The organism is Lentibacillus kapialis, from assembly GCF_014646635.1.
GTDB lineage: Bacteria > Bacillota > Bacilli > Bacillales > Amphibacillaceae > Lentibacillus > Lentibacillus kapialis.
The window spans coordinates 1-26,561 of record NZ_BMNQ01000049.1 but is presented as its reverse complement, the minus strand read 5'-3'; the positions used below and the strand labels follow the sequence as shown (position 1 = coordinate 26,561).

Annotated in this window: 31 protein-coding genes; 23 read left to right on the top strand and 8 right to left on the bottom strand. The window is 40.9% G+C overall.

Going from position 1 to position 26,561, the window contains the following annotated elements; all coding sequences use genetic code 11:
• Positions 1–552 precede the first annotated feature (552 nt).
• The 4 genes from IEW67_RS13910 (at position 553) to IEW67_RS13895 (ending at position 3,406) form a co-directional block, all read left to right on the top strand.
• A complete protein-coding gene (locus IEW67_RS13910; RefSeq protein ID WP_188633686.1) occupies positions 553–2,472 on the top strand; it encodes a heavy metal translocating P-type ATPase in 1,920 nt (639 codons plus the stop codon).
• 109 nt (positions 2,473–2,581) lie between these two features.
• Positions 2,582–2,815 (top strand): heavy-metal-associated domain-containing protein, encoded by a 234-nt coding sequence (locus tag IEW67_RS13905; RefSeq protein WP_188633684.1) that lies wholly within the window; start codon positions 2,582–2,584, stop codon positions 2,813–2,815.
• A 35-nt stretch (positions 2,816–2,850) separates the two neighbouring features.
• Positions 2,851–3,150 (top strand): iron-sulfur cluster repair di-iron protein, ric, encoded by a 300-nt coding sequence (locus IEW67_RS13900; RefSeq protein WP_188633685.1) that lies wholly within the window; start codon positions 2,851–2,853, stop codon positions 3,148–3,150.
• A 22-nt stretch (positions 3,151–3,172) separates the two neighbouring features.
• The gene (locus tag IEW67_RS13895; protein ID WP_188633684.1) at positions 3,173–3,406 is read left to right on the top strand and encodes a heavy-metal-associated domain-containing protein; all 234 of its coding nucleotides are present in this window, start codon (positions 3,173–3,175) and stop codon (positions 3,404–3,406) included.
• 492 nt (positions 3,407–3,898) lie between these two features.
• On the opposite strand, the gene IEW67_RS13890 is transcribed toward IEW67_RS13895, so the two are convergent.
• Complete coding sequence (locus IEW67_RS13890) at positions 3,899–4,054, bottom strand: hypothetical protein (RefSeq protein WP_188633683.1); 156 nt, start codon at positions 4,052–4,054, stop codon at positions 3,899–3,901.
• A gap of 938 nt (positions 4,055–4,992) precedes the next feature.
• On the opposite strand from IEW67_RS13890, the gene IEW67_RS13885 reads away from it, so the two are divergent.
• From IEW67_RS13885 to IEW67_RS13825, 14 genes are all read left to right on the top strand, one after another.
• Positions 4,993–5,145 carry a hypothetical protein gene (locus IEW67_RS13885; RefSeq protein WP_188633682.1) on the top strand — a complete coding sequence of 51 codons (153 nt, stop codon included), beginning with the start codon at positions 4,993–4,995 and terminating at the stop codon, positions 5,143–5,145.
• 219 nt (positions 5,146–5,364) lie between these two features.
• Entirely contained in the window at positions 5,365–5,601 is a 237-nt protein-coding gene (locus tag IEW67_RS13880) for a hypothetical protein (RefSeq protein ID WP_188633681.1), read from the top strand.
• Positions 5,602–5,666: 65 nt separating this feature from the next.
• Positions 5,667–5,936 (top strand): YolC/YozM family protein, encoded by a 270-nt coding sequence (locus IEW67_RS18590; RefSeq protein WP_505735188.1) that lies wholly within the window; start codon positions 5,667–5,669, stop codon positions 5,934–5,936.
• A gap of 535 nt (positions 5,937–6,471) precedes the next feature.
• Positions 6,472–6,990: a carboxymuconolactone decarboxylase family protein gene (locus IEW67_RS13875; protein ID WP_188633680.1), complete on the top strand. Its 519-nt coding sequence runs from the start codon at positions 6,472–6,474 to the stop codon at positions 6,988–6,990.
• A gap of 138 nt (positions 6,991–7,128) precedes the next feature.
• Positions 7,129–7,326, top strand: coding sequence for a hypothetical protein (locus IEW67_RS13870; protein ID WP_188633679.1), 198 nt, complete (start codon positions 7,129–7,131; stop codon positions 7,324–7,326).
• Between the two features lie 96 nt (positions 7,327–7,422).
• Positions 7,423–7,605 carry a PspC domain-containing protein gene (locus tag IEW67_RS13865; protein WP_188633678.1) on the top strand — a complete coding sequence of 61 codons (183 nt, stop codon included), beginning with the start codon at positions 7,423–7,425 and terminating at the stop codon, positions 7,603–7,605.
• A gap of 823 nt (positions 7,606–8,428) precedes the next feature.
• Positions 8,429–10,009, top strand: coding sequence for an acyl-CoA synthetase MbcS (gene mbcS, locus IEW67_RS13860; RefSeq protein WP_188633677.1), 1,581 nt, complete (start codon positions 8,429–8,431; stop codon positions 10,007–10,009).
• Positions 10,010–10,388: 379 nt separating this feature from the next.
• On the top strand, positions 10,389–12,518 hold the full coding sequence (locus IEW67_RS13855; RefSeq protein ID WP_188633676.1) for an ATP-dependent Clp protease ATP-binding subunit: 2,130 nt from the start codon (positions 10,389–10,391) through the stop codon (positions 12,516–12,518).
• 320 nt (positions 12,519–12,838) lie between these two features.
• The gene (locus IEW67_RS13850; protein ID WP_188633675.1) at positions 12,839–13,705 is read left to right on the top strand and encodes a ComEC/Rec2 family competence protein; all 867 of its coding nucleotides are present in this window, start codon (positions 12,839–12,841) and stop codon (positions 13,703–13,705) included.
• Between the two features lie 77 nt (positions 13,706–13,782).
• Entirely contained in the window at positions 13,783–14,631 is an 849-nt protein-coding gene (locus tag IEW67_RS13845; protein ID WP_188633674.1) for an SPFH domain-containing protein, read from the top strand.
• 12 nt (positions 14,632–14,643) lie between these two features.
• The gene (locus tag IEW67_RS13840; RefSeq protein ID WP_188633673.1) at positions 14,644–14,823 is read left to right on the top strand and encodes a type II toxin-antitoxin system antitoxin; all 180 of its coding nucleotides are present in this window, start codon (positions 14,644–14,646) and stop codon (positions 14,821–14,823) included.
• A 273-nt stretch (positions 14,824–15,096) separates the two neighbouring features.
• Positions 15,097–15,474 carry a GntR family transcriptional regulator gene (locus IEW67_RS13835; RefSeq protein ID WP_188633672.1) on the top strand — a complete coding sequence of 126 codons (378 nt, stop codon included), beginning with the start codon at positions 15,097–15,099 and terminating at the stop codon, positions 15,472–15,474.
• The gene (locus IEW67_RS13830; RefSeq protein ID WP_188633671.1) at positions 15,464–16,318 is read left to right on the top strand and encodes an ABC transporter ATP-binding protein; all 855 of its coding nucleotides are present in this window, start codon (positions 15,464–15,466) and stop codon (positions 16,316–16,318) included. Before IEW67_RS13835 ends, IEW67_RS13830 begins: the two co-directional genes overlap by 11 nt.
• 3 nt (positions 16,319–16,321) lie before the next feature.
• Positions 16,322–17,026: a hypothetical protein gene (locus IEW67_RS13825; RefSeq protein WP_188633670.1), complete on the top strand. Its 705-nt coding sequence runs from the start codon at positions 16,322–16,324 to the stop codon at positions 17,024–17,026.
• Between the two features lie 35 nt (positions 17,027–17,061).
• Here IEW67_RS13825 and IEW67_RS13820 read toward each other — a convergent pair whose 3' ends face one another.
• From IEW67_RS13820 to IEW67_RS13805, 4 genes are all read right to left on the bottom strand, one after another.
• Entirely contained in the window at positions 17,062–17,829 is a 768-nt protein-coding gene (locus tag IEW67_RS13820; protein WP_188633688.1) for an ABC transporter permease, read from the bottom strand.
• Positions 17,829–18,737 (bottom strand): ABC transporter ATP-binding protein, encoded by a 909-nt coding sequence (locus IEW67_RS13815; protein ID WP_188633669.1) that lies wholly within the window; start codon positions 18,735–18,737, stop codon positions 17,829–17,831. Before IEW67_RS13815 ends, IEW67_RS13820 begins: the two co-directional genes overlap by 1 nt.
• Entirely contained in the window at positions 18,738–18,851 is a 114-nt protein-coding gene (locus IEW67_RS13810) for a PLDc N-terminal domain-containing protein (protein ID WP_268238677.1), read from the bottom strand. It abuts the gene before it with no gap.
• A 377-nt stretch (positions 18,852–19,228) separates the two neighbouring features.
• Positions 19,229–19,645, bottom strand: coding sequence for a helix-turn-helix domain-containing protein (locus tag IEW67_RS13805; RefSeq protein WP_188633668.1), 417 nt, complete (start codon positions 19,643–19,645; stop codon positions 19,229–19,231).
• 159 nt (positions 19,646–19,804) lie between these two features.
• On the opposite strand from IEW67_RS13805, the gene IEW67_RS13800 reads away from it, so the two are divergent.
• Positions 19,805–20,110: a hypothetical protein gene (locus IEW67_RS13800; RefSeq protein ID WP_188633667.1), complete on the top strand. Its 306-nt coding sequence runs from the start codon at positions 19,805–19,807 to the stop codon at positions 20,108–20,110.
• 194 nt (positions 20,111–20,304) lie between these two features.
• Here the strand turns inward: IEW67_RS13800 and IEW67_RS13795 are convergent, their stop codons facing one another.
• The gene (locus IEW67_RS13795) at positions 20,305–21,195 is read right to left on the bottom strand and encodes a TIGR01777 family oxidoreductase (protein ID WP_188633666.1); all 891 of its coding nucleotides are present in this window, start codon (positions 21,193–21,195) and stop codon (positions 20,305–20,307) included.
• Between the two features lie 327 nt (positions 21,196–21,522).
• Between IEW67_RS13795 and recX the strand changes: the two genes are divergently transcribed.
• Entirely contained in the window at positions 21,523–22,335 is an 813-nt protein-coding gene (recX, locus tag IEW67_RS13790; RefSeq protein WP_188633665.1) for a recombination regulator RecX, read from the top strand.
• A gap of 59 nt (positions 22,336–22,394) precedes the next feature.
• On the opposite strand, the gene IEW67_RS13785 is transcribed toward recX, so the two are convergent.
• Positions 22,395–23,054: an SDR family NAD(P)-dependent oxidoreductase gene (locus tag IEW67_RS13785; RefSeq protein ID WP_188633664.1), complete on the bottom strand. Its 660-nt coding sequence runs from the start codon at positions 23,052–23,054 to the stop codon at positions 22,395–22,397.
• A gap of 256 nt (positions 23,055–23,310) precedes the next feature.
• On the opposite strand from IEW67_RS13785, the gene IEW67_RS13780 reads away from it, so the two are divergent.
• Positions 23,311–23,661, top strand: coding sequence for a YfhH family protein (locus IEW67_RS13780; RefSeq protein ID WP_188633663.1), 351 nt, complete (start codon positions 23,311–23,313; stop codon positions 23,659–23,661).
• Between the two features lie 73 nt (positions 23,662–23,734).
• On the opposite strand, the gene IEW67_RS13775 is transcribed toward IEW67_RS13780, so the two are convergent.
• Positions 23,735–24,721: a metal-dependent hydrolase gene (locus tag IEW67_RS13775; protein WP_188633662.1), complete on the bottom strand. Its 987-nt coding sequence runs from the start codon at positions 24,719–24,721 to the stop codon at positions 23,735–23,737.
• Positions 24,722–24,956: 235 nt separating this feature from the next.
• On the opposite strand from IEW67_RS13775, the gene mutY reads away from it, so the two are divergent.
• Complete coding sequence (gene mutY, locus IEW67_RS13770) at positions 24,957–26,024, top strand: A/G-specific adenine glycosylase (RefSeq protein ID WP_188633661.1); 1,068 nt, start codon at positions 24,957–24,959, stop codon at positions 26,022–26,024.
• A 128-nt stretch (positions 26,025–26,152) separates the two neighbouring features.
• Positions 26,153–26,329 carry a gamma-type small acid-soluble spore protein gene (locus IEW67_RS13765; protein WP_188633660.1) on the top strand — a complete coding sequence of 59 codons (177 nt, stop codon included), beginning with the start codon at positions 26,153–26,155 and terminating at the stop codon, positions 26,327–26,329.
• Positions 26,330–26,561: the final 232 nt, after the last annotated feature.

Here is a 26,561-nt window from a genome sequence, read left to right as displayed (position 1 = left end):
ATGAGGATCCGCTCGGTTTGGATAATCCGACTTCGGCGGTTCCTGATTCCGCTATATGCTTTCTGGAATTGTGAGCTTGGGCTGGGGTCCTCGAGACAAAATTCAACTGTGAAATGTGTGGAGGGGGAAATGTATCCAGCGTATTATAATGGCGTACATGGACAGGCATATAAATTATCGGATTTTCTCTAACGAAGATAGAAAAAAGACCGGGCCGCACTTTGCCCGGTTTTTCTAAAAGAAAACTTCTGTGTGTATCAGTCTAAACTGCAAAATGAAGGCGTATTTTCTTTCGGAGAAGTTTTCAAAGCTTGATCTGGGTCAAAGATGGCTGACGGCTTCTCCGATATACTTAAGATGGAACACGTTGAGGAAGGGGGACCGCCATGCTTATGGACATGACGGCGACCTAACTTTTATCCAGTTAGGTGGCAGTTAAAATGTTGAAATTTGACTTGGGTCAAGGAGACATACTTAAAAGCCATCTATACTGAAGATAGAACAAGGCAAAAAAAGGTTGCCATCCAAAAATAAATGTGGAGGGAAATTGTTATGCAAAGGTATATATTAAGCAAAAAAAATCAGATCACGCTTATCAGTGCCATTTTAATTGTACTTGGGTTCTTTGGTCGATTTGGTTTAGATAACATGTACCTTTTAAATTGGTCGCTCATTATCGCATCAATTCTCGGAATCTCACCGATTGCAATCCAGGCGTACCAGGCTTTAAAAGTAAAGATTGTCAGTATTGATGTATTGGTTACCATCGCTGTCGTCGGAGCGGTTTTGATTAAGAACTATGAGGAATCGGCAATTGTAACATTCTTATTCTTATTCGGTGCTTACTTGGAACAGCGTACATTAAACAAAACACGTACAGCCATTCAGGGTTTAACGGAGATGGCACCGGAAAGCGCATTGAAACAAATGGAAAACGGAGAGTTTGAAGAAATAGACGTTGATGATGTAGACGAAGGCGATATTTTGTTAGTCAGAACGGGTGCGAAAGTGCCGGTGGATGGAACGGTCTTAACGGGTGAAGGTCACATTAATGAAGCAAGCATCACAGGTGAATCTGCACCAGTGAGTAAGGTGAATGGCTCGGAAACATTTGCAGGAACCATACTGGAAAATGGCACCATACAAATCCAAGCTGACCGTGTTGGAGAGGACACAACGTTTGGCCGCATTATCGAATTGGTCGAGGAAGCACAGGACTCGAAATCAGCGGCGGAACGTTTTATTGATCGTTTTTCCAAATACTATACGCCAGCTGTTTTAATCCTTGGCATCATCATTTGGCTGACGACCCAAAATGTTGAAATGGCCATCACAGCACTTGTTTTAGGATGTCCAGGTGCATTGGTCATCGGTGTCCCTGTATCGAACGTTTCCGGAATCGGAAATGGTGCACGTAATGGTGTCCTTCTAAAAGGGAGCGAGGTCATCAATGATTTCAGTAAAGTTGATACGGTCATCTTTGACAAAACAGGCACACTGACAATTGGAAACCCCGAAGTCGCAGAAAAAGCATTTTATGGGGAAAAAACAGAAGAAGCCCTCGGATATCTGTCCAGTGTGGAACGTGAATCAGATCACCCTCTGGCAAAGGCTGTCTTAAAGGATATTGGGAACTCACGTTTCTCCTCAGTGGAAGAAACAAGCGTTGTGAAAGGTGAAGGGATTGTTGCAACGGTAGAGGGCCACCGTGTTGCCGTTGGTAACGCAGCGCTGATGGCACGAGAAAATGTGGCGTTAAGCGAAAAGATCAGACAAGACATTGAGCAGTTTGGGCAAAATGGAAACTCACTCGTCCTCACATCGGTCGATGGAGAACTCAAAGTGTTGATGGGCATTCGCGACCAGATCCGGGCTGGTGTGAAGCAAGATCTTCATAATCTGAAAAAACTAGGTGTGAAAAACCTTGTCGTCCTTTCCGGCGATAACCAGGGAACGGTTGACCTGGTGGCCCGTGAACTCGGTTTGACAGAAGCGCATGGCCACATGTTGCCAGAAGAGAAGTCAGCTCATATTGAAAAGCTGCAGGAGGAAGGTCAAATTGTCGCGTTTGTCGGTGACGGCGTGAATGACAGTCCTTCCTTGGCCTTAGCGGATATTGGAATTGCCATGGGTGGCGGAACTGACGTTGCCATTGAAACATCTGATGTTGTCCTGATGAATTCTGACTTCAGCCATTTGGCACATGCACTGGGTTTGACGAAATCAATCGCCAGAAACATGACACAAAACATCGCCATCGCCATTGGAATTGTGGTCATCTTATTAACCGGCTTGTTATTCAGTGAATGGATGAGTATGTCAATTGGTATGCTGGCTCACGAAGTTAGTATCTTCGTTGTCATCTTAAATGGTATGCGGTTGCTCCGTTATCATTTAAAAGGCAACACCCTTGATTCAGAAATGCAAGCAGGATCACAGGCAGAAACCGTCGATTCAAATAAAGCTGCTTAAAAATATAGATAAATTTGATACCCGTCAATTTTTTAAAAGTCGACATGCGCTATACTAAATGTAGGAAACACGGTGTCACCACCGTTTATTAATAAAAGGAGTGATGATCATGCAACAAGCAACCATTAACTTAGAAACTTTGTCCTGTCCATCATGTATCCAAAAGATAGAAAGTGCTGTTAAAGGATTGAATGGCGTTGATAAAGACAGTGTCAAAGTCATGTTCAACTCAAGTAAAGTAAAAGCCAATTTCGATGCAGAAGCTCTTACGATTGAAGCGATCGAAAAGGCGATAGAAGACTTAGGCTATCCTGTTATTAAATCGAAAGTCAGGGCTGCTTAAGACGACATTCAAATTTTCAATAGGAGGGATTCATAATGTCAAAGTCATTTCATGAAGTTGCAGACACTCATTTTGAACAGCTGGATTTATTCACCACCGCCATCACACGGGTTCATGGGAAGAATCACCCGGAAGCGTTTGAAGTACGTGAACTTTTCGGAACCATTCATTCAAAAACAAAACAAGCAGGCGAAACCAAACCGGATCTAGATAAGGAATTTGCCAAATTACGTCACATCACTGATCAGTACATCATTCCCGGCGATGTGTGTGAAACCTACGCAGGCGTTTACAATATGTTATCTGAAGTAGATCAAACGTATCATGCCTCATAAAAAAAGAAGGGAGATATGAACCATGCAACAAGCAACCATTAACTTAGAAACTTTGTCCTGTCCATCATGTATCCAAAAGATAGAAAGTGCTGTTAAAGGATTGAACGGCGTTGATAAAGACAGTGTCAAAGTCATGTTCAACTCAAGTAAAGTAAAAGCCAATTTCGATGCAGAAGCTCTTACGATTGAAGCGATCGAAAAGGCGATAGAAGACTTAGGCTATCCTGTTATTAAATCGAAAGTCAGGGCTGCTTAATCGTCACTTTCAATAAAAGCCGGGCTGAATCACTGATGATTCAGCTCTTTTCTTATAACGTCAGAAAGTATAAATGATGGATGACCTTATAAAAAGCTTTGGCATTCGCTATAAGACGAGGCGAATGCCGAGTTTTTTAAAAGATAGGAAATTATAAAAATTTGGGTCTACTGTGTCTGTCACTGTGGTTTTAAACTTTATGTATGCGGTTGTGGTTTTATAATGTTTGATACTTTATAATACTGGACAGTGAAAAGTTTGGTCCAGTAACAATTTACGGGAAACTTAATTCGACAATTTAATCAAAAACAGGAAAATCCAAACCATCCGTTGAATTGGTTAAGCAAGACAACTAATACCAAACGAAAGGATGATTTGGATGCTTAATCATTGTAACATGGCAAGTGATGGTGAAAAGGTACCTTTTGTCATATCTCATCAAGCCGAAATTCCATTTAGCTTTCCAAGGCGGGGTTATATCGCTCACTTCAGTTAACCAATCAAGGGGTTCGTTGTCCGGATTGTGGTTTTTGGACGACCAAAGTACATGAATATCATCCCAAGCAAGTTATTGCCGGTTCGCACAATGACACGCCTATCATCGACCATTTCAACCATCGTCGTTTTGCATGTGATGTTTGCCATCATACGTTTATGGAACCTTTACCTTGGCTGAAGCCATACCGGCGTATGACCGAAATTGGTCACGAGGCGCTCCTGTATGCAACGGCCGACCGTACATTTAAGGCAGTCAAGGACAGATTTTCAACGAAGGGGCGTAGTAATCGAATAAGAACTGTGCTCATCCTGCCTATAAGTGCATATTGTTGAAAAGAAATAAAAAATGTGTACAAATTTTGATTTCGTGGTATAATAAACATAGAAAGATTATAAGTGCATATACTAATAAAGACCGCCCATGCTGTTACATGGAGCGGTCGCAATAGACCGAACCCCATCAAGAGGGGGTAGCAGCAAAAGGAAAAAATGATCCCTCAGCGCCGTTCAAAAGCATAGGAGGGGTTATTTTTTATGGTTTTTGTCAGCCATAATAAACGCTACCAAGATCCCAAAAGATATCATCAGCGTTAGTGCACTAACAATGTCCATTGGCAAGCACCTCCCTCCCTGGGAAGTCTCCCAACGAAGACTAACGGCAGATCGACAGTGCTACCAAACCCCTCATGCGAAGCCAGTCTATTGTACTTTATTATAACATATTGCTACCATTTATATTGTAATTACTGGGGAATTTTTTCGTTTTATTCAAACTGGTCAGAAATTTAACAAGAATGGGTATATCATTGTTCCGTTAACGGGTGCGCGCGACAAGTTCCACTGTAAGCGCTTTGAAGCGCGAACATGCGGGGAATCTTAATAAATTCCAACGTTACAACGGAGGATGGGAATGATGGAACCATGTTTTCTAGAACCATCCCGTCAACAAATCCTGCATGCGCTAAGGCTGACAGGCTTTCGCAAGAAGGCGGATAGAGTTGGACAAGCCTTACAAAGCGAGGAAAACTCGAGGGTCTGCCGGAAGTCTTACTGACTGATAGTACTCTGGGGTAGGGGAAGCCTGCCACGTGAGGAAGCGGTCAGCAGAAATGGATTCTATTCCAAGGAAACATGGTCTCCATACAATGGGAGGACACGGTTCTTCATACAATGGAAGGGAAAACCCGGTCATGACAACTGAATTAGAAAGAATAGCAGCCAAAGTAAAGAATAGGCTGTAAAACCATTTCTGAAGAACCCGGTGCGGGAAATCTGCACGCCGGATTCTGTGGGGGTTGAGGCCACCAATTGGGTGGTCCTTCTACCTGGAGGAAAGGCTGGAGATAACTTCAAACGCTTAACTATTGCGAACTATTCACTAATAAGGAATGGCACCAATATTGCATATGAGGGTCATAGTTGTGATTTTGACAAAATAAACAGGCTGTGGAGGGTATAAAATGGGGATAAAAGGTAAGTTAGGTATATTTGTTTTAACGTGTGTAGTTATTGTGTCTGTAGGATTTTGGTATACGCAAAATGGAAAAAATCCGGATAGAGAGGCTACGATAGATAGAGAAGTTAAGGGTGTTGTCGCTGAAGTATCGGATAAATATCAAGTACAATACACTAGTATAAGGAATGGCGGTAAAAATCCCGTAATTAAAATAAGGGTCAACACCAAAATCTATGGTTGAAATGAATGAGTGAATATGGTAGTAAAACTAGCTAGCGGAGGAAAAACACGGAGACTCCTGTGGGAATGCGCAGTGTGAAGACCCCGCAGAAAAAGCGACCTTCTTTTTCGAGGAGGCTGAGGACAAGCCCACGGAAAGCGTCGTGTTTTTCCGAAGCGACTGCTGACATCAACATGACATCTAATTTGTCAACCATAGATTTTGGTGAACAGCCTAAAATAAACGTATACGATAAAAATAATGTACCAGAAGCTGAGAATTATTTGAAAAATAATTTGTCCAGATATGACTTAGAACACTATGAAGTAGAAGTATTCTATAATGATGAGCATTAATACAGCAATAAATTCGAATAGAGTTTTTTTGAACATCATTTCTTCCTCAATCAGGTATGATTCTGGAATAAAATCATACTGGAATCGGGCCAGATTGTGAAATAAACCAGAGAATCGGCAAATCAATTAATTTCTTAATCTTCACGAATGATATAGGGTAGAGTTAATAGTACAAGAACGGATGGTAACATTGCACAAAAATTATATGACGAAATTTATGTAGAACCAATAAAATTTACAATGTGAAAGAATCTTATATTGCTCTTTATAAAGGTTTAAGGACGCTCAAGTACTTGAGAAAAAGCATAAAGACCAATCAAATATCTCAACAGTTTAGGGTCAACACCAAAATCTATGGTTGAAATGAATGAGTGAATATAGTAGTGAAACTAGCTAGCGGAGGAAAAACACGGAGACTCCTGTGGGAATGCGCAGTGTGAAGACCCCGCAGAAAAAGCGACCTTCTTTTTCGAGGAGGCTGAGGACAAGCCCACGGAAAGCGTAGTGTTTTTCCGAAGCGACTGCTGACGTCAAAATGACATCTAATTTGTCAACCATAGATTTTGGTCAACAGCCACAGTTTAAAGAAAGAATTATGTTAGCCGTAACAGAAGTAAATGGTTGTGAGATTTGCTCCTATGGACATACAAAGTATGCTCTGGAACAGGGAATGAGCAATGAGGAAATAAAGTCTCTTCTAACAGGAAACGCAGAAAAAGTTTCGAGTGATGAAATGCCAGCTATTATATTCGCGCAGCATTATGCGGATACAGAGGGACATCCTTCTGAGGAAGCATGGAATCGCATTGTTCAAGAATATGGAAATGAAAAAGCATTGGGAATACTAGGTGCTATTAGAATGATAATGACTGGAAATGCCTATGGTATCGCAATAAGTGCATTCAAAGATCGGATCAAAGGCAAAAAGGTTAAACAGACTAGCCTTTCTTATGAGCTAAAGATTATTCTAAGTCTTTTTCCTGCTTTACCACTCGCTTTGATCCACGGTATTATTTCAACTTTGTTGAGAACCCCTTTGATTGATTTTAAATAAGGCAATGAAGACAAAAATAGTGCATTTACAAATTAAATATAACTGTCCTACAAACGTGCGCTATTCGCTATTAAGAGATCGTGCCAATAACGCATATAAAGGATCATTAAAGAACGCCGGGGAGGGGGGAGTTATACTTTGATTCTTTTAGCAGAAATTTTGCGGGTCATAGCTAGCGTTTTGCTTATTTTAAGTTCTGGTTTCTATTTAAGGCATTTAGAAAAAACTAAAAGACAAAGAAAACTTGCGTCACTTGAATTGATTATGTACATCATGATACAGCTTGCATTTATCCTTTTTGCTATCGGTTTATTAATTGGAGTATTTTTTAGATAAAAGTTGCTCATCAATCGGGCGCATTTCTGGAACAAAGACTTGCGCCCAGTATTGCAGAATTGGCCATTTTGCGGAATAAGAAAAGGGAGGATTACAATGCAAAATAAACTGAGAAAATCATCAACGGATAAAGTTTTATATGGGATTTGCGGAGGGATTGCAGAGTTCTTTGGTATATCTCCTTTCGTTGTAAGACTAATATTTTTCTTTACTGCTTCAGTTTCCATATGGGTGTATATAATCCTTGTCTGGGCATTAGATGACAAACCGTCATTATAAAATTTATATTGCGAAAAAGGGGCAACCAAAATTTTTACAGGCAAAACAGATTTTTTAGGTATAGAGAATCGGTTTGTCTATAAGTCAGTTGGTGGTTCCTTTTGAAATTGTTGCCATAAAGGTAACGCCCAATCAGGTAGCTGATTAACTTCAAAAGTTATTTTATCATCATTCATTTCTAATATAATTTCTCCTTATCGACAATTGGAGCATATTCATAAAGGTGTTTAAGTGAAGTTTTGTTCCTTTTGAGAATATCCTCAGTTAGGATATGATGACCGCCATTTTTTACTCTCATTGCAATTCTCTCAAAAAATATTGGCTGATGCTTATGCATTAAGATTCACCATCATTATTGAATGGAATGATATTACCATTAGGAAATTCTTTTACAAGCTTCCCGTTTTTTTCATATATAATATATGTTTTATTTACTTTGGCATCTATTCTTGCTCGCTCACCGGTCATCTTAGCCCATTTGTCTATCCAGCTGTATTTCCGTTTGGATTCATTGTGTGTTGCTGTTTTAACATAAGAATCACCGCTTTTATTTAATTATATCAGATTGCTGGTGTAATTATAATAATTGTTGCGTTGCAAATGGTTTTCTTCAATACTAAAAATGTATATCCTTAAAACGAATTCTTTTTATTTGTTCTAACGTCAGAAATTATAAATGAATGGATGACTTTACAGAGGCTGTTCAAAAAGTTCGTTAAAAATGACACTTCGAATTTTTTCGTTTTTATAAATCTCAAAACTTTAATTAAAATTTTTATTAAATTCTGATATAATGGAAGAAACCTATATTGGAGTTGATACCATGGATGAACAGGATTTAATTGCTCCAGAAGACTATAATATCGTGAAGGAAATGGAATATTTTTCATCAAAAAGCCCGGAAAGGAAAGCGCTGATCTGGCACAGTGAAACGGGCGAATCAAAAGATATTACATACGAACAGCTGATGAAAAATGTAAACAAAATCGGTAATACGTTCAAGGAGAAAGGGCTCAAAAAGGGTGATAGAGTTCTTATAATGATTCCCCGGTTAATTGAAGCATACGAAACATATCTTGCTGCATTAAAATCAGGAATTATTGTTATTCCGAGTTCTGAAATGCTGAAGACAAAAGATCTGCAATATCGGATCAGTCACGGTGAAGTCAGTGCAGTCGTCAGCTACTATCCATATGTTGACCAATTTACCGGTGTGAATGAATACGATCAGTTGACATTATTTTCAGTCGGCAAGGCGGTTGATGGCTGGCACAACCTGGATGAACTGAAGGAAAATGCATTGGATGAGCTTGACATGACTGATACAACGAAGGACGATGTTGCTTTCTTTTCCTATACTTCCGGTACGACTGGTAATCCTAAAGCGGTTGTTCATACACACGGGTGGGGCTATGCCCATCTGAATACAGCACCTGAGAATTGGCTTTGTATCAATGAAGGTGACATAGTGTGGGCAACAGCTGGACCAGGCTGGCAAAAATGGATTTGGAGCCCGTTCCTGTCAGTGCTTGGGTCAGGTGCCACCGGATTTGTGTACTCGGGCAAGTTTGATCCCAAAAAATATCTCGGTCTGATGGAGGATGAGGGTATTAATGTGTTATGCTGTACACCTACCGAATATCGGCTTATGGTCAAAGTCGACAATCTCGATGCGTATCAGCTCACTAATCTGCATAGCGCCGTTTCCGCCGGGGAGCCGCTTAACCGTGAAGTAATTGATACATTCAGGAAATATTTTGATGTGACAGTACGGGATGGCTATGGTCAAACTGAAAATACTCTTTTGCTTGGTTTTATGAAGGACATGAAAGTGATGCCGGGCTCAATGGGCAAACCGACGCCTGGTAATGAAGTGGAAATTATCGATGAAGATGGGCAACCGGTACCGGCAAATGAAATCGGTGATATTGCGGTGAGGCTGAATAGTCCGGCATTATTCAAAGAGTATTATAAGGACCCGGAGCGTACAAAAATGTCCAAGCGCGGTGAGTATTATGTAACCGGTGACCAGGCATCAAAGGATGAACAAGGTTATTTTTGGTTTCAAGGACGAAGTGATGACATTATTATCAGTTCAGGTTATACCATCGGACCGTTCGAAGTGGAAGATGCATTGGTCAAGCATCCGTTTGTTCAGGAATGTGCTGTTGTGGCCAGTCCGGATGAAGTCCGAGGCAATGTCGTGAAGGCTTTTATCGTGCTTCAGGATGGTGTTAACCCTGATGATCCGGATTTGGTTAGAAACTTGCAGAACCAAGTTAAAGAGATGACCGGTCCTTATAAATATCCGAGAAAAATTGAATTTATGGATGAACTGCCGAAAACAACGTCAGGGAAAATCAGACGTGTTGAATTACGAGAAAAAGAAAAGGTCAAAAACTAAATATGTATTTTGGAAAACGCGGTATTTGTTTCGTCTTATAACGAGTACCGAAGCTTTTAATAAGGTCATCCATAATGAATACATTCTGTCGTTATCAAAAAGGGCTGCTTGGTGTTTGAAGCAGCCCTTTAGATGTTAATAGTAATAGTGGATCTCATAAGTGTTTGAGCAAGGAGTGCGTTTATGAGTAATGACTTCAACAGCTAAGTGTCTCCTTTGTATGTACGGCGTTGACAAGATTACTTATTTTTTTCGAAAAAATAAGTAATACCCCTTGAAAGTCAAAGAAGGTCAGAGTATAATAAGAATCAAAGGTCAAAGATAGTCAAAGTCAAACCTTTTAAAATAAATTTGAAATCAATCAAGGAGGAATCACATTATGCAATGTCAAAATTGTGGTATTCGTCCAGCATCAATTAACGTCGCAATGCAGATAAACAACGAACGTATGAATATGCATTTATGTAATCAATGTTTCCGTGAAATTCAAGGAAGCATGATGAACGGTAATGGTGGTCAAGGTCAGCAAGGTGATTTTGCCAATAAGTTCTTCCAAGGTAATGGTCAGCAAGGCCAAGGATTCACGGGCACAACAACACAACAAGGCGCCGGAAACGATGGCTTGCTTGATCAACTCGGCAAAAACGTGACAAATGCAGCACGTGCGGGGCTAGTTGATCCAATCATCGGACGTGACAATGAAGTGAAACGAACCATTGAAACATTGAACCGCCGCAATAAAAATAATCCGGTTCTGATCGGTGAAGCTGGTGTCGGTAAAACAGCAATTGCTGAAGGGCTAGCCCTGAAGATAACAGAAGGCAAAGTACCGGCGAAACTGATGGATAAGGAAATATATCTCTTGGATGTTGCATCACTTGTTGCGAACACGAGCATGCGCGGCCAGTTTGAAGAACGGATGAAACAGCTTGTACAGGAGTTGCAGGAACGACAAAACGTTATTCTGTTTGTTGATGAAATTCATTTGTTGGTTGGAGCAGGAACAGCTGAAAGCTCACAAATGGATGCTGGCAACATTTTGAAGCCTGCATTGGCACGCGGTGAATTGCAATTGATTGGTGCAACAACACTGAAGGAATACCGCCAAATTGAAAAGGACGCCGCTTTGGAACGCCGCTTCCAGCCAATTATGGTTCATGAACCATCACTTGAAGATGCTGTTAAGATTTTGGATGGTATCAAAGACCGTTATGAAAAGTTCCATGAAGTTCGCTATTCCGATGAAGCGATTCGCTCGTTTGTAACATTATCACAACGCTATATCCAGGACCGCTTTTTACCGGACAAAGCGATCGATTTGATGGACGAGGTCGGCTCACGCTTGAATCTAGACAATGCGGAAAAAGATTCGTATACAATTCAAACACGTTTAGATGAAGTTGTCCGTGAAAAAGAGTCTGCTGCTGAAAAAGAAGATTATGAACAAGCAGCACACCTGCGTTATCAAGAGATTCAACTGCAAAAGCAATTGGAAAAAGCAAAAGATGAAGAACAGGTCACAGATGTGGACATTTCTGATATCCAGCTGATTGTTGAAGAAAAAACCGGCATCCCGGTAACCAAGCTGCAAACAGATGAACAGGAGAAAATGCGTAATCTTGATCAAAATCTAAGCCAGAAAGTCATCGGCCAGGACGAAGCGGTGCAAAAAGTTGCTAAAGCCGTACGTCGCAGTCGCGCAGGACTTAAATCGAAATATCGTCCAATCGGATCATTCCTGTTTGTCGGGCCGACCGGTGTTGGTAAAACTGAATTGACAAAAGCACTTGCCGAAGAATTATTCGGTTCACGTGATAGTCTGCTACGACTTGATATGAGTGAATATATGGAAAAACACGCCATTTCCAAAATTATTGGTTCACCACCAGGATATGTAGGCCATGAAGAGGCGGGACAACTGACTGAAAAGGTGCGGCGCAACCCTTATTCCATCCTTTTACTGGATGAAATTGAAAAAGCACACCCTGATGTGCAGAATATGTTCCTGCAAATCATGGAGGATGGTCAATTGACCGATTCGCAGGGACGCACTGTAAGCTTTAAAGATACAGTTATCATCATGACAAGTAACGCCGGAACTGGTGAAAAACAAATTAACGTCGGTTTTAACCGTGATGAACATGAAGCTGTTCAAACCCTGGAAAACTTAAGTGCTTATTTCAAACCAGAGTTTCTGAACCGTTTTGACAGCATCATCACATTTAATGAACTGGCTGAAGAAAGCCTTCTGCAAATTGTTGATTTGATGCTTACAGAACTTGAAGAGACGATAGAAGAAAACGATATAGCCATTTCAGTTACGGATAAAGCTAAACATGAACTTGTTCGGCTTGGATATGACCCTAAATTTGGTGCACGCCCATTGCGCCGCGTCATCCAGGATAAAATTGAGGATCAGTTGACCGACCTGATACTCGAAGAAGAGTCAATCGGAGATGTCAACGTAGATATTAAAGATGGCGAAATTGTTGTTGGAAAAGCAAAATAAACATCGTGATGGAAAAGGAGCCGCTGACACTGATCAGCGGCTCTTTTTTGTAATAACATCAGAAAGTATAAATGATGGATGACCTTATAAGAAAAGCTTCGGCATTCGCTATAACGCGAGGCGAATGCCGAGTTTTTCTAACGTGAAATTTTAATCTGGGCGGAGCCAAAACATGGGTGTAAAACCGGGAACATGCTCCAGAGAGACGGAATCAATTCTGTATACAAACTTAAATGTAATATTTTTATCACTCATATCACACATAATAGGACCCCTGGTTTGCAAAACTATAAACACTCAAAAATAAAGGGATGTTTTTTATGCAATGGAATAGGAATATTTGTATTTTATCTATCATTATTACTTTTTTTATAAGTTCGCCGGTTGTGGACGCAGAGCAGCAGCCGAGTATGGATGTTCATTTTATCGATGTTGGTCAGGGGGATAGTATTCTTGTCGAAACCCCTTCCGATAAAAATATACTGATCGATGGCGGGCCGCCCGGAGCAGGAAAAAAGGTAATCGCATTCCTTGAAGAGCAGAATGTGGACAAGCTTGATTTACTGATTGCAACACACCCAGATATTGATCATATTGGCGGGTTGATTGATGTTATGAAATCTGTTGAAGTGGACAGAATTATGGATACCGGCAAAATTCACTCAACCAGAACGTATGCCAGGTACATAAGTCAGATTCTGAAACGACAGATCCCCATCGAAATCGCTGAGCGCAATGATCTACTGAAAATTGATCCGTTATTAGATGTGCGCATTTTGAACACTCATAGTGGCTCCCAAACGACTAATGAATCTTCCATTGTTCTGAAAATCACATTTAATAAAATGGATTTTCTGCTTATGAGTGATGTTAAAAAAGAACAGGAAAAACGACTGATAAAACAGCATAATCTTGCTTCAGAAATATTGAAAGTGGCCCATCACGGATCCAACACGAGCACATCATTAAAGTTCCTGCGGGCGGTCAGCCCAAATGCAGCTATACTAACATATGGTAAAAAGAATGATTACGGGCATCCGGTTGACAGGGTTATGGAAAATCTTCATAAAGTCAATACAGCTATTTACCCCACAGCGGTATTCGGTGATATAACCATTCGTACGGATGGGAAAGGGTTCATCATTTTCAATGAAAACAATCCGGCAAGCAGTTTGCGAACCGGGTGATAAATTTACAAAAATAAACAATTATGATATCATAATGATATAAAATTAACAAAATCGGGGAAGGTGTGAAACTCCAGATGATTCGTGAAAAAGACGCATGGATGATGAATGGTTATGTCGGGATGCTTGCAATTGCCATACTGGTCGCTGTGACAGTGATGAGTTTTCTCGAAACACAGTTTGTCATTGGCGGTATTGCATTGGTTATTACCGTTGCGCTGGGAAGTGGTATTACGGTAGTTCAGCCGAACCAGGCAGCGGTTGTGATTTTTCTCGGGAAATATATGGGGAGCATCCGCAAAGAAGGAATTGTTGTGACCATTCCATTTTCAGTGAGACGAATGGTCTCGTTACGTGTTCGGAACTTTAATAGCAGTCGGCTGAAAGTGAATGATATTAACGGGAATCCAATTGAAATTGCTGCCGTTATTGTGTTTAGAGTAGTAGACGCTGCAAAAGCTGTTTTTGAAGTAGATCGTTATGAAAAATATGTGGAAATCCAAAGCGAAACTGCTATTCGTGCAGTTGCGACGCAATATCCGTATGACACTTTTACGGAAGATGAAATGACATTGCGTGGGAATGCAGATGAGGTCTCGAAGGAGTTGGCTAAAGATCTTCAGGAGCGGCTGACAGTTGCCGGGGTGGAAGTTCTGGAAACTCGACTGACACATCTTGCTTATTCTACTGAAGTTGCGCAGGCGATGTTGCAGCGCCAGCAGGCAAGTGCGATTATCGCAGCTAGACAGCAAATCGTAGAAGGTGCTGTCGGGATGGTGGAGGACGCCATTTCTCAATTGGAGAAAGACGGAATCGTCGATTTGGATGAAGAACGGCGCGCAACGATGGTCAATAACTTGATGGTTTCTATTGTTTCTGATAATGGTACACAGCCGGTTGTCAACACAGGGTCACTTTATCAATGAAGAAGGGATTCGATGGCTAAGAAAAAGAATTTTCCACTAAGAATTGATCCGAAATTATATGAAATTCTTCAAGTCTGGGCGAAGGATGAATTTCGAAGTGTCAATAGTCACGTGGAGTTTCTGCTCCGAGAATCAGCCAAAAAAGCAGGCCGTCTACCAAAGACACAGGATAAAAAGATAGGGGAAGATTAGATAAACTCCGCACTTTAATCAGGTGCGGTTTTTTTGTAACGTCAGAAAGTATAAATGATGGATGACCTTATAAGAAAAGCTTCGGCATTCGCTATAAGGCGAGGCGAATGCCGAGTTTTTCTAATGAAGACAGATTGATCCCTGTAAATGGGACTTTGGGCGTTGTGAACTTCAGCATTTACGTATGTTTTGAATAAACATATTGACAGATATGCTGTAAAGTTATATGGTTAACTAGCAAGGTAATTAACCATATAACCGAGGAGCTCCATTATGACACTGCAATTGAATGAAAACAAGCCGATTTTTATGCAAATTAAAGAATATCTGGAAGATGCGATTATCAATGGAACAATCAAACCGGGTGAACGTGTTCCGTCCACTAACGAGTTTTCCAAGCACTACCAAATTAACCCAGCAACGGCTGCGAAGGGGACCAACGAACTAGTGGATGAAGGTATCTTAGTGAAACGGAGGGGTGTTGGGATGTTTGTTACCAAAGATGCCGAAACGATTTTAATCGATAAGCGCAAACAGACGTTTTATGAACATTATGTACTGCCGTTAAAAGACGAAGCACACAAATTAAATATTACTAAAAGCGAACTGCTCGAAATGGTGAACAGGGAGGAGAATCGTTATGAAAATTGAGGTTAATGGTGTATCGAAAACGTATAAAGGCACAAAGGCACTGGATCATGTCTCATTTACGCTGCCAGAGCCAAAAATATACGGATTGCTGGGCCGAAATGGCGCTGGGAAGACGACGTTTATGGAAATTTTATCGGGGCATATTTTAGCGACCGAGGGTGAAATTCTGATTGATGGTGAGAACCCGTTTGATAATCAACGATTGACCGAGTCCATTTGCTTGATCACAGAGGGGAATAATTTTAAAAAGGATTTAAAAGTTAAACATGTCCTCAACATTTATGCGTATTTTTATCCAACCTGGGATCAGGAATTGGCTGATGAATTGATCAAGGAATATAAACTGAATCTGAATGCGAAAATTAAAGCTTTATCCAAAGGGATGTCATCAGCGCTTGGGATTATTGTGGGAATGGCGAGCAAGGCGCCAATCACGATTTTCGACGAACCATATATTGGGCTTGATGCGGCTGCACGAAAGAAATTTTACGATATTTTACTGGAGGAATATGAGGCTGAAAAGCGCACAATAATTTTTTCTACCCACCTGATTGATGAAGTCAGTTTAATGTTTGAGGAGGTACTGATTTTACAGGATGGAAGGCTTGCACTGCAGGAAGAAACTGATACACTGCGTGATCACGCATATGCTGTTTCCGGCCCGACTGCCGATGTTGAACAATTTGTCATGGGGAAGGAAGTTATTCAAAGCAAACAGCTTGCCGGCATGATGACTGCATATGTTTATGGTAATGTGCAGCAGGCCAAGTCCGCTGGGCTGACAGTCGAAGGCCTACCTATTCAGGAACTGATGATATATCTAACAGAGAAAAAGGGGGCGTAAACCGTGGGAAGACAAATTAAAGGACTGCTTTACTTTTTCAGTTCGGATCTGCGTTACTCACTGATGATTTTTTGGACAATTTTGTTTGCCATATTGATTGTTTCATTAGCTTTTACGTACTTTTTGGCAGGATTGGATAATGGTGCATTTTTCACGTTGAGCCTGACAGGGCCAATATATGTATATTGTGCGATTTTAGGATTCTTGACGGTGAAAGATTCAGTACCGTTTTTGATTAAGATGGGGGCTACGCGCAAAAATATATTTGTCGGAACAGGCGTTTTTTTCCTCATGCTCTCTTTGTTTCTATCTCTTGCTGCGACGGTGTTGCAGGAACTCGTTATGAAGTTGATGGAAGCTACAGGGATTGATATTTTCTTATTTCTTCACCCGGCTTATTTTTTGGATGATACTTGGTACACGCGTATTCTGATTGATACATCCATCATATTTTTTCTAATGGCCGTGTTGTTTATCATAGGGCTCTTGTTCTACAAATATGGCTTGGCAGGCGGTGGAGGTTTTCTTGGTGTGCTGCTTGTTATTAGCCTATTAGGCGTAGCGCAGGGATGGCTGGCTGATTTCATCATAGATATTTTTAAGGGAATTGATTTGACTTTCTTTTACAAGCTGCTTGGGATAGGCATTGTGATTTACGGTATTTCTTTCCTGTTTTTGCGGCGAATAACAACGGTTAAAGTAAGGTAAGAAAAGGACTGGTGCTGCCAGCCCTTTTTAACTTGTTAATTCTTTTTTCTAAATGCCATTAACGATGCGGCAATCAGCAATACAATGATAATGAGCGTAACAATTGCTGCTCCAATTAACTCGGAGGACACATTGCCGGTAACAACTAGTTGTTGGATATAGATGGAAATGCGGTTGGGGCTCCAATTTAAAACATGGGAGAATATCGTTGTTATGGCACTCATCAGTATAACGGTTGCAATGGTTAAAAATGCTACAAGACCTTGCGTTTTAAATAGAGTATTATAAAAAATGGATAGCGTTACGACCAACAGCAGCCACAAGCCATAAAAGAATAATATTTGCAGCAGTGTTTCCAATGATAGTTCACCGAATAATAAATTGATGTAGTACCAGCTGGCAAGCATCCCTAATGAAAAGCCGACGAGAGTTAAAAGAGCAAAGGATGCCCATTTAGCGGTAATGTAGTTCAGGCTGGAAATAGGCTTTACTAAAATCAGTTCCGATACGCCATTTTTGAGTTCGCCGGCAATTGTTCCCATCGAAATAAGCGCAATGATTAGGACACCGATTGTATTGAATTGGCCAAGACTCATCATGACGACATCACTTGGCTGGTACTCCGGAAGCTGAATTTCAGAGCCCTCAGGCATACCGCCCGTCGCTTCAATTATTTGCGGCAGGTAGTAATTCGTGAGGGGGTCCATAATTGCTATTAGTATCATGATCAGCGGTACCCATATCCATTTCACGTTTCGTATATTTTCGATTAGCTCTTTCTGAAAAAGTGCCCACCACTGCATCAATTAGTCACCGCCTTCATAAACATATCCTCAAGTGACGCACGGTTAATGGTAAATGACGTCAGCGGCCATTCCCCAAAGGATATAGCCGTCAGGATTTCATGCCTGGCTGCTGATAAGTTTTCAACAGTGACATGTAAAAGGTTCTGTTTAATATAGCATTCTGTGACAAAGGGCAGGGCTACTATCTCCCTCTGATATTCAGCTGGGTTCCCGTTGAAACCGAGTTCGATCTTGGACGTTTGATATTTTTGGCGAAGTTTGGCCATTGAACCAGATTCTACAATTTTCCCTTCGTTTAGAAGCAGTAATTCGTCGCTAATCTCATCCGCATCACCCAAAATATGAGTGGAAAACAGAATCGTCATATCCTGTTTAAGTTCTTCCATTAAAGTTAACATATTGCGCCGTCCGATCGGATCCAATGAAGAGACCGGTTCATCAAGCATCAGCAGTTTTGGCCGATGTATCATGGCTTGTGCAATACCGAGCCGCTGTTTCATTCCGCCGGAGTATTTGCCAATGCGTCGTTTAGTCGATTCACTCAGACCGACACGCTCAAGCAGTTGTTTTGACCGGTTTTCGGCTTCCTGTTTTGAAAGGTTAGCCAACCGTCCGACATAAACAAGAAATTCTTGCCCGGTCATCCATTTAAAGAATTCTGGATGCTGTGGCAAATAGCCAATTTTTTCTCGGATATCGGCATCTTGTTTCATCCCGGTAAATGTAATGGTTCCGCTTGTTGGCTTCAGCAATCCCGAGAGCATTCTTAAGGTGGTCGTTTTTCCGGCTCCATTCGGACCAATGAGTGCCGCACACTTTCCGGCTTCAAGTTGAAAACTCGCATGGTCAACAACCAACGTGCTGTCATACTTTTTGCTTAGCTTTTCAACGGTAAGAAGCGCCATTTAATCGTTTCTCCTTCCAAAAATAAAATAGATAATCGGGCCGATAATATTGATAAATATAATGATCAGGGCCCACATCCATTTCGGGCCATTTGTTTTAAGGTCAGAAATTATAAATAATGGATGGTCTTATAAGAAAAGCTTCGGCATTCGCTATAAGACGAGGCGAATGCCAAGTTTTTCTAATGTCAGCTCTAATCAGATCAATACCAGCGACTATTAATAAAATAAATTGAATACCAATCAATGGGAGAATTACGGGTCAATTGATGTCGCTGAATATGTTGACTTCCTTCATCGCTTCCCCCTCAATCTATAGTACTCATACGAAACACGTTACATAAAAGTTCTATCTTCATCAATAAAAATCTGGTATTATCAGTTTTTATAATATTTACAGCACAATCAAAAGAATGCTCTGTTTCAGTATAATAAAAACAGGGTGTTTGTCTGGTTGTTACCAACAAACACCCTGTTTTGCTGAATATGTATTACATTCGCTCAACATGTTCAATAAAATTCTCCAGCATGTCATGAATAGCTTGCTGTTTCCGGGGTGGGAGATTGCGCATCCTGAAAATCTGCCTCTTAAATCCGGGATTTTCCATCATGTATTGGACAAGCTCGACCGCTTCCTCATCAAATGATTTTGCTTTGGAACTGTAAATTCGCTTGAAATCTTTCAGTAAATCTTCTCGGAATGAATGATTCCCAACAATATGATCGATGGTCACATTAAACAATTCACTTAATTTGATCAAGGATTCCAGATCTGGGATCACTTTATTTGATTCCCAGCGCGTGACGACATAACGGGATATATTTAATTTAATTGCCAGCTGTTCTTGTGTCCAGCCGTTTTGCTCACGTAAAAATTTAATGTTGTAGACCATTTTTTCCAAACTCATGATTATCACACTCTGCATATTAGTAGGCAAATTGTCCACGTTTCTTTCATGGATACTTAAATCCTATCATGAGTAGACGAAATAAAAGACTATGATATTGTTCTTTTTATGCACATATAGTACTATGTTCATATATGAAACATATAAGGAGATGGTAGAATGGTTGGATGTCTGATTTTGTATCACCAAACGATTACAAGCCTGACAAAAATCAGGATTCTAAGAGCTATTTTTCATGAAGAGGACTTTGAAATACATGTCATGGGCAGTAATACAGTTATCATGTATTTATGGAATGTGGATAAAGGGGTTATATTGCAGACGGCGCTGATATTAGAAACGGAATTTATCGAAACAGGGTTTGGGTTTGGCAATTGTAAACGGAACGCGCTGAAAAATGCTGTATCTATTTACAGCTATCCACAGGATTACCAACAATGCGACTGGCTGGTGGAAAAACATTAACAAGGTTGTCCCCATTTTCCACAGCAAGCCGGGAAGTTGTCCACTGATTAGCTGTTAATAACTGGGGTTTCCGTGGCGTGATTTTGCAATAATATCAACAACATTGTGGATGCTTGTGGATAATTAATAAGGAAACCTTGCAATCAGCCATGGTTTCCTTATTCGTAAATAGAAATATACTTGGGAAAGTCCAATCAATGTCGCTCAGTTTGCCTTAAGGCTTCTTTGAGGTATGGAAAGGAAAATGAATAGTGATACGTTTGAGCTTTTTGTGGTAGAACAAATTGGCCCTTTGTAATCAGGACACTCATTTCTCCGATTGCCATACGGACTAACATTGCTGGGACCGGGAGCCAGAAGGGGCGATTCAGGACATCGGCAAGCACGCGAGTGAAATCTTTATTCCTTCTCGGATATGGTGCCGTTACATTGACGGGACCGCTTATATGTTCGTTAAACATGCAAAACTGTATCAGACCTACGACATCGTCTATATGAATCCAAGATACCCACTGTTCACCGTTTGCGATTCTTCCACCGGCGCCCATTTTAACGGGCAGTTTCATGAGCGGAAGCGCACCTTTTTGTCCTAAGATAACACCAAATCGCGTGTAGACAGTTCGAATGCCAAGTTGTTCCGCTTGTTTGGCAGTCTGTTCCCATTCCGTTACAACATCTGCCAGAAAGTCTTTACCGGGCTTTACTGTTTGTTCTGTAAATATGTGGTCCTCTGAAGTGCCATAAAAACCGACTGCTGAGCCGCTTATGAAGACATCCGGTTTTCGCTCCATCTGTTCCATCATCCTTATAACCTTTTGGGTTGTTTCAATTCGGCTTGTGCGGATGGCTTTCTTTTTCTGTTTTGTCCAATACCCGTACAGCGAGTCGCCGGCTAGATTGATTACCGCATGTATCACCGGCAAATTTCCAACCGGATGTTCATAGCTGATGAAGGCGGTATAATCGGTGTTTGTTTGTTCATCGGGTGATCGTGTCAATATGTAAACATAGTGACCTTTGTCGGTTAAAACCTGTGAAAGATTTGAACCAACAAAGCCAGTCCCGCCGGTAATCAGGATGTTCATTTTGTTCACTCCAATCCTTATAGAGGTTGTTCAAAAAGTCCGGTGAAAATGACACTTCGAATTTCTTCGTTGGCTTGTTTCTCCGCTCCTTGGAAAAGGACACCACTTTTCCTACGTACGATGCAGATTCATGGAAGCATTACTTATGCTCTCGTATTTAAAAGCATACATTCCGCTGCTCGAAACTGCGCCGCCTCGAACTTCTTGGTCCTTTTTATCCTCCTTTTTGAACACGCACTTATAGTTTATTTCCAATCTTTAGTTTAGTAAGCTGAATTTCCCGGTAATTTTCATGGTATACTATTTCTGAGGGAGGGGGAAGATATTTTGGCAAAAATTACTCGTATCACCACACAAAAGAAACATAAAAACCGTTTTAATATTTTTTTGGATGACGGCAATGGGGAAAAGTATGGATTCAGTGTCGATGAAGCGGTTTTGGTTGAGTACCGCTTGCGTAAATATCTGGATCTTGATCAAGCCACCATTACATCACTTATTCAGAAAGATACGCTGCATAAATCATATACCCTGGCTATCAATTTTTTAAGCTATCGGATGCGAACGAAAAAGGAAATCCGCGATTATCTCATTCAAAAAGAAGTGGATGAGGAACATATTGCTCAAATCTTAGATAAATTGTCAGCTGAGCACCTGATTGATGACAGGCAATTTGCTGACGCGTTTGTTCGAACGCGCATGCAAACAACAAGCAAAGGCCCGATGCTCGTCAGACAGGAACTGATTCAAAAAGGTGTAGACGAGGTGTTTGCGCATGAAGCGATTGAGATGTATACATTTGAAATTCAATTGGAAAAGGCATTGAAACTAGCAAAGAAAAAGCTTGGCTCAAGTAGTAAAAAGTCATTTCGTCAGCAAATCCAACAGTTGCAGGGTTCATTAATGCAAAAAGGCTTTTCCGCTGATGTCGTAAATGAAGTTACCGCAAATTTGCAAAATGAAAAAAAGGATGATGCTGAATGGGAAGCGCTCGTTAAACAGGGCGAAAAAGTACTGCGAAAACAAAGGCAGAAATACAGTGGTTTTGAACTTGAACAGAAAGTCAAAGAAGCCTTATATCGCAAAGGCTTCACAATTGATCTAATCAATACGTTTTTACATGGAGAACATGAGGACTGACGTTTATTATGGAACACCATCAAACTACTCAGGTACCCTGAAAATTGTATTACTGCAAGTTATCGGTCAATAACGATTTCCTTGCGACCGTCATCCTCATTAAAAATCTGTTCAGCAACCATTTCCGGTCCTTTTAGAACAGACGGATCCCCCACATGTGATGAACCATCCCAGAATGGTGTATTCATGCCGCCCATGTAAACAGGCGTTATCGCAATCGATTCATTTTCCCATTCCTTCTGCATGCTTTCCGTAAAACCTTTTACGGCAAATTTGCTTGCACAGTAAACCGATTCATGGACCTTTCCGCGCAGGCCGGCTGTGGAAATAATTGTTAAAATCCGGCCGTTATTTTCTCGGATCAGTGGGAGCGCGGACTGGACGCACAGAATAGTCCCTTTGACGTTTGTGTGAAGTGTTTTATCAATATCACTGACGGAGTAATCCTCCAATGGGCCAAAGATTCCAACGCCTGCATTATTAATCAATATATCGAGTTCACCGATTTGCTGAAAAGCGATGCTCACTGATGCAGGCTCCTGTACATCACATAAGATAACCTCAGCTTGTCCGCCATTTTGCTGGATTTCCTTTTGAACAAGATGAAGTTTCGTATCATTCCGTCCCAGTAAATAGGCTTTATAACCATTATCGGCATATTTCAGTGCAAGTGTGCGGCCAAGCCCGCTTCCTGCTCCTGTAATGGCAACCGTAGACATGCTGTATCTCCTCCAAACAATAGGGCGTCTTCCCGGCAAATCTGGTTTATTCCCCATAAGTATCTTTAGTACAAGGATATCATAATTCGGTATCATTATACTATTTTTGGGTTGATGGCAATTCGTAAAAAGGATATACTGCCGGAAAACAAATAATGGCTTTGAGCTCAGGTAGTTCTGTAACGTAGGCAAGGGAGTATTCATTTTTCTTGTTAGTTGATAAAATGAAGGTGATTAAAGAAGGGAGCGGCGATTAATGGATTACCGATATAGTGATTATACAGTCGAACAACTCCGCGAAGAAATCGGCAAGTTGAAAGAAAAAGCACAGAAGGCTGAGCAGCTTGGGAACATAAGTGAAGTAGCCATTAATGAGCGCAAAATGCAGGTAGCCATCGCCTATATGCTTAATCCGGATGATTTTTCACCGCATGACGTTTATGAATTAAAAGGTGATCCGGGTTACAAGTTCAAAATCAACTATATTAATGGCGTGTTCGCTTGGGGACACCGTGTCAATTTATTAAATGAAATGCATGAAAAAGAAGAGGCACTTCCCATTTCACTGCTGGGGGATAAGGTTGAGAACCAGGATTATCGCAAATGAAAATTCAACATTAACTTTGACATAGCCAATTTAAAGAGAAATCGGCTCAGTTTGCCGATTTCTCTTTAACGCTTCATACTGGGTTATCGCCTATCTCAAGCTTGTTTTGCAGTTTTTGCTCAGAGAAAATCCAACCTGTATAGGAGTTCATAATTCGCATATTATCATCGATTTGAACGACAGCCACGAATGGATAGCGTTCATTCGATCGGTATCGCAGATCAATAAACCGAACTTCGGTAAAGTCATCGAAGTCATGGACTTCCCAGCGATAGACAGGGGAGAATGATAGGAATGCGGCAACATTTTTATCTCGTACAGCCACATCAAAAAGATCATTGTCCGGCAGAGGGATTTTCTCAAATTGGTCGACAATATCAATGTGACCATCGATTATCGAACCCACATAAAAGTAATCGTTTGTCGTAATGGCAACACGCCACTGATTTTGTTTGATGGTTGGCGAGGTCGCAATTTGTTGGATGTTCGGATAAAAATCCTTGATCTCCCGGACAATTTCCCGTTTGTCCATATACCGTTTCACGTAATAAAGTACAATCACCGCATAAATGACTAGAAATGTGTATCCCGGGTTCGCGCCAAAAATCCAGGCGATAATTCCGCCAATATGAAGCAGAAATATATACGGATCAAACGTGTTTATAACCCCATGCGCGACCCATTTATTGGAAAATGGCCGGTATGCCTGTGTTCCATATGCATTAGGAATGTCAACAAGCACATGGATGACAACTGCCAGAGCTGTCCAGGCCCATAAATGCCAAAAGTCCGCACTTGGGACAATCAAATGAATGATACCTGCCAGCAGGAACCCCCACATAATGACTGCGGGGACGGAGTGTGTCGCTCCACGATGATGTCGTATATAAACAGCGTTATTACGCAATTTTAAAATGGTATCGAAATCTGGTGCGTGTGAACCAATAACGGTCCCGGCCAGTACTGCACTGAATAAAGCAGGATCATTTTGCACAGCAGGGTCCAGTGTTGCCAGACCGCCAATTGCAATCCCCATTACGATATGGGTGCCTGTGTCCATAAGTTTAATTCCTCCTCGGTAGGATTCGTGGTGATTGGTTTTGTTAAAGTGCTCTGGCTGATTTTATTTGAAAGACGTACATTTCTCTTTTATTAAAAATGATTGTCTAAAGCAAATCATACGCTTATAGTTAAAAGGGAACGTTCACTAAGAAATGTTTTTCCAAAATTGGTTTACATAAAAATGAATATAGTGGCAGTCCACTTTTTAATTATAACATAAAGGACGTATTGAAATGAGTAGAATATTACAGAACTTTGACAATCGTAATTTCCGAAATACATTAATTGACTGGTATCAAGCCAATAAGCGTGATCTGCCATGGCGACAAGATCAGAATCCATACAGGATCTGGGTTTCTGAAATTATGCTGCAACAGACCCAGGTTGATACCGTTATTCCTTATTTTCAACAGTTTATGTTTAAATATCCTACGCTGCGGGATTTAGCATATGCAGATGAACAGGATGTTTTAAAAACATGGGAAGGTCTTGGTTATTATTCCCGTGTACGTAACCTGCAAAACGCTGTCAGGGAAGTTGAAGCATCATATGGTGGTGAAGTTCCCGATGATCCAAAGCAATTAGAGAAGCTTAAAGGCATCGGGCCATATACAAAAGGTGCGATTTTATCGATCGCGTTTGATCAGCCGGAACCCGCAGTTGATGGCAATGTCATGCGTGTTCTTTCGCGTGTTTTAAAAATTGAAGACGATATCACTCAACCAAGAGTTAAAAAGCAATTTGAACAGTATGCCAGAGAGCTTATGTCGTATGATGATCCGTCTTCGTTCAACCAGGGAATTATGGAACTGGGGGCGCTGATTTGCACGCCTAAAGAGCCGATGTGTATGTTTTGTCCGGTCCAGGAACACTGCCGGGCATTTCAAGAAGGCGTGGAACAGGAACTGCCTGTCAAATCTAAAGCGAAAAAACAGAAAAAGATACCTTATACGGTTTTGCTGATTCGTAATGAGAGGGACGAATATTTGATTGAGAAACGCCCGGAAGAAGGTCTTTTGGCCAATTTGTGGCAATTCCCTATGGTCCCTGTTGCTGAAATCGGCCAAGACCATATAGTGACCTGGTTTGAGATGGAGTATGGGATCAAGATTGAACTATCAAGTAAACAAGGTGATCTTAAACACGTTTTTTCCCACATTATCTGGCAGATGGAAATTGTAGCGGCGACAACATCGAATAAAGCTGTGGAAGATGAACGTTTACGATTCGTCAGTCTTCAAGAGTTGGAAACATACCCTTTTCCTGTTTCTCATCAAAAAATGATGCCCTATATATATTGAACAGCCTGTCAACGAGTCCAGGCCTTATGTATTTGCCATTTTATAACTCCGTATGCTTTATTTTACTTTAATTATCGCGGATAACAGCGTCTAAAATGGAAAAAGTATTAACTGCGGAGGTGATACTGATGGCTAAAAAACAACAGCCCAATAAAACATCTGCTGGTACCAACGTTCAAAAAGTAAAACAACAAAATCAGCAGGCAAAGCAAGGGCAAGGTCAGTACGGCACTGAATTTGCATCTGAAACAAACGCACAAGAAGTCAAAAAGCAGAATCAAAAATCAAAACAAAATAAGAAATAACCTGAACTTCCCCAATTTCAGATGAAGAGCTCCCTTTCCCAGGGAGCTCTTTTTCATAACATCAGAAAGTATAAATTATGGATGACCTTATAAGAAAAGCTTCAGCATTCGCTATAAGACGAGGCGAATGCCGAGTTTTTCTAAAAAGATCAGAAAGTATATAATTTTTAGCCCTATTGATACTTCGTCGAATATTGCCACGTCCGGCTCTAGCACTAATGCTGTAGCGTGA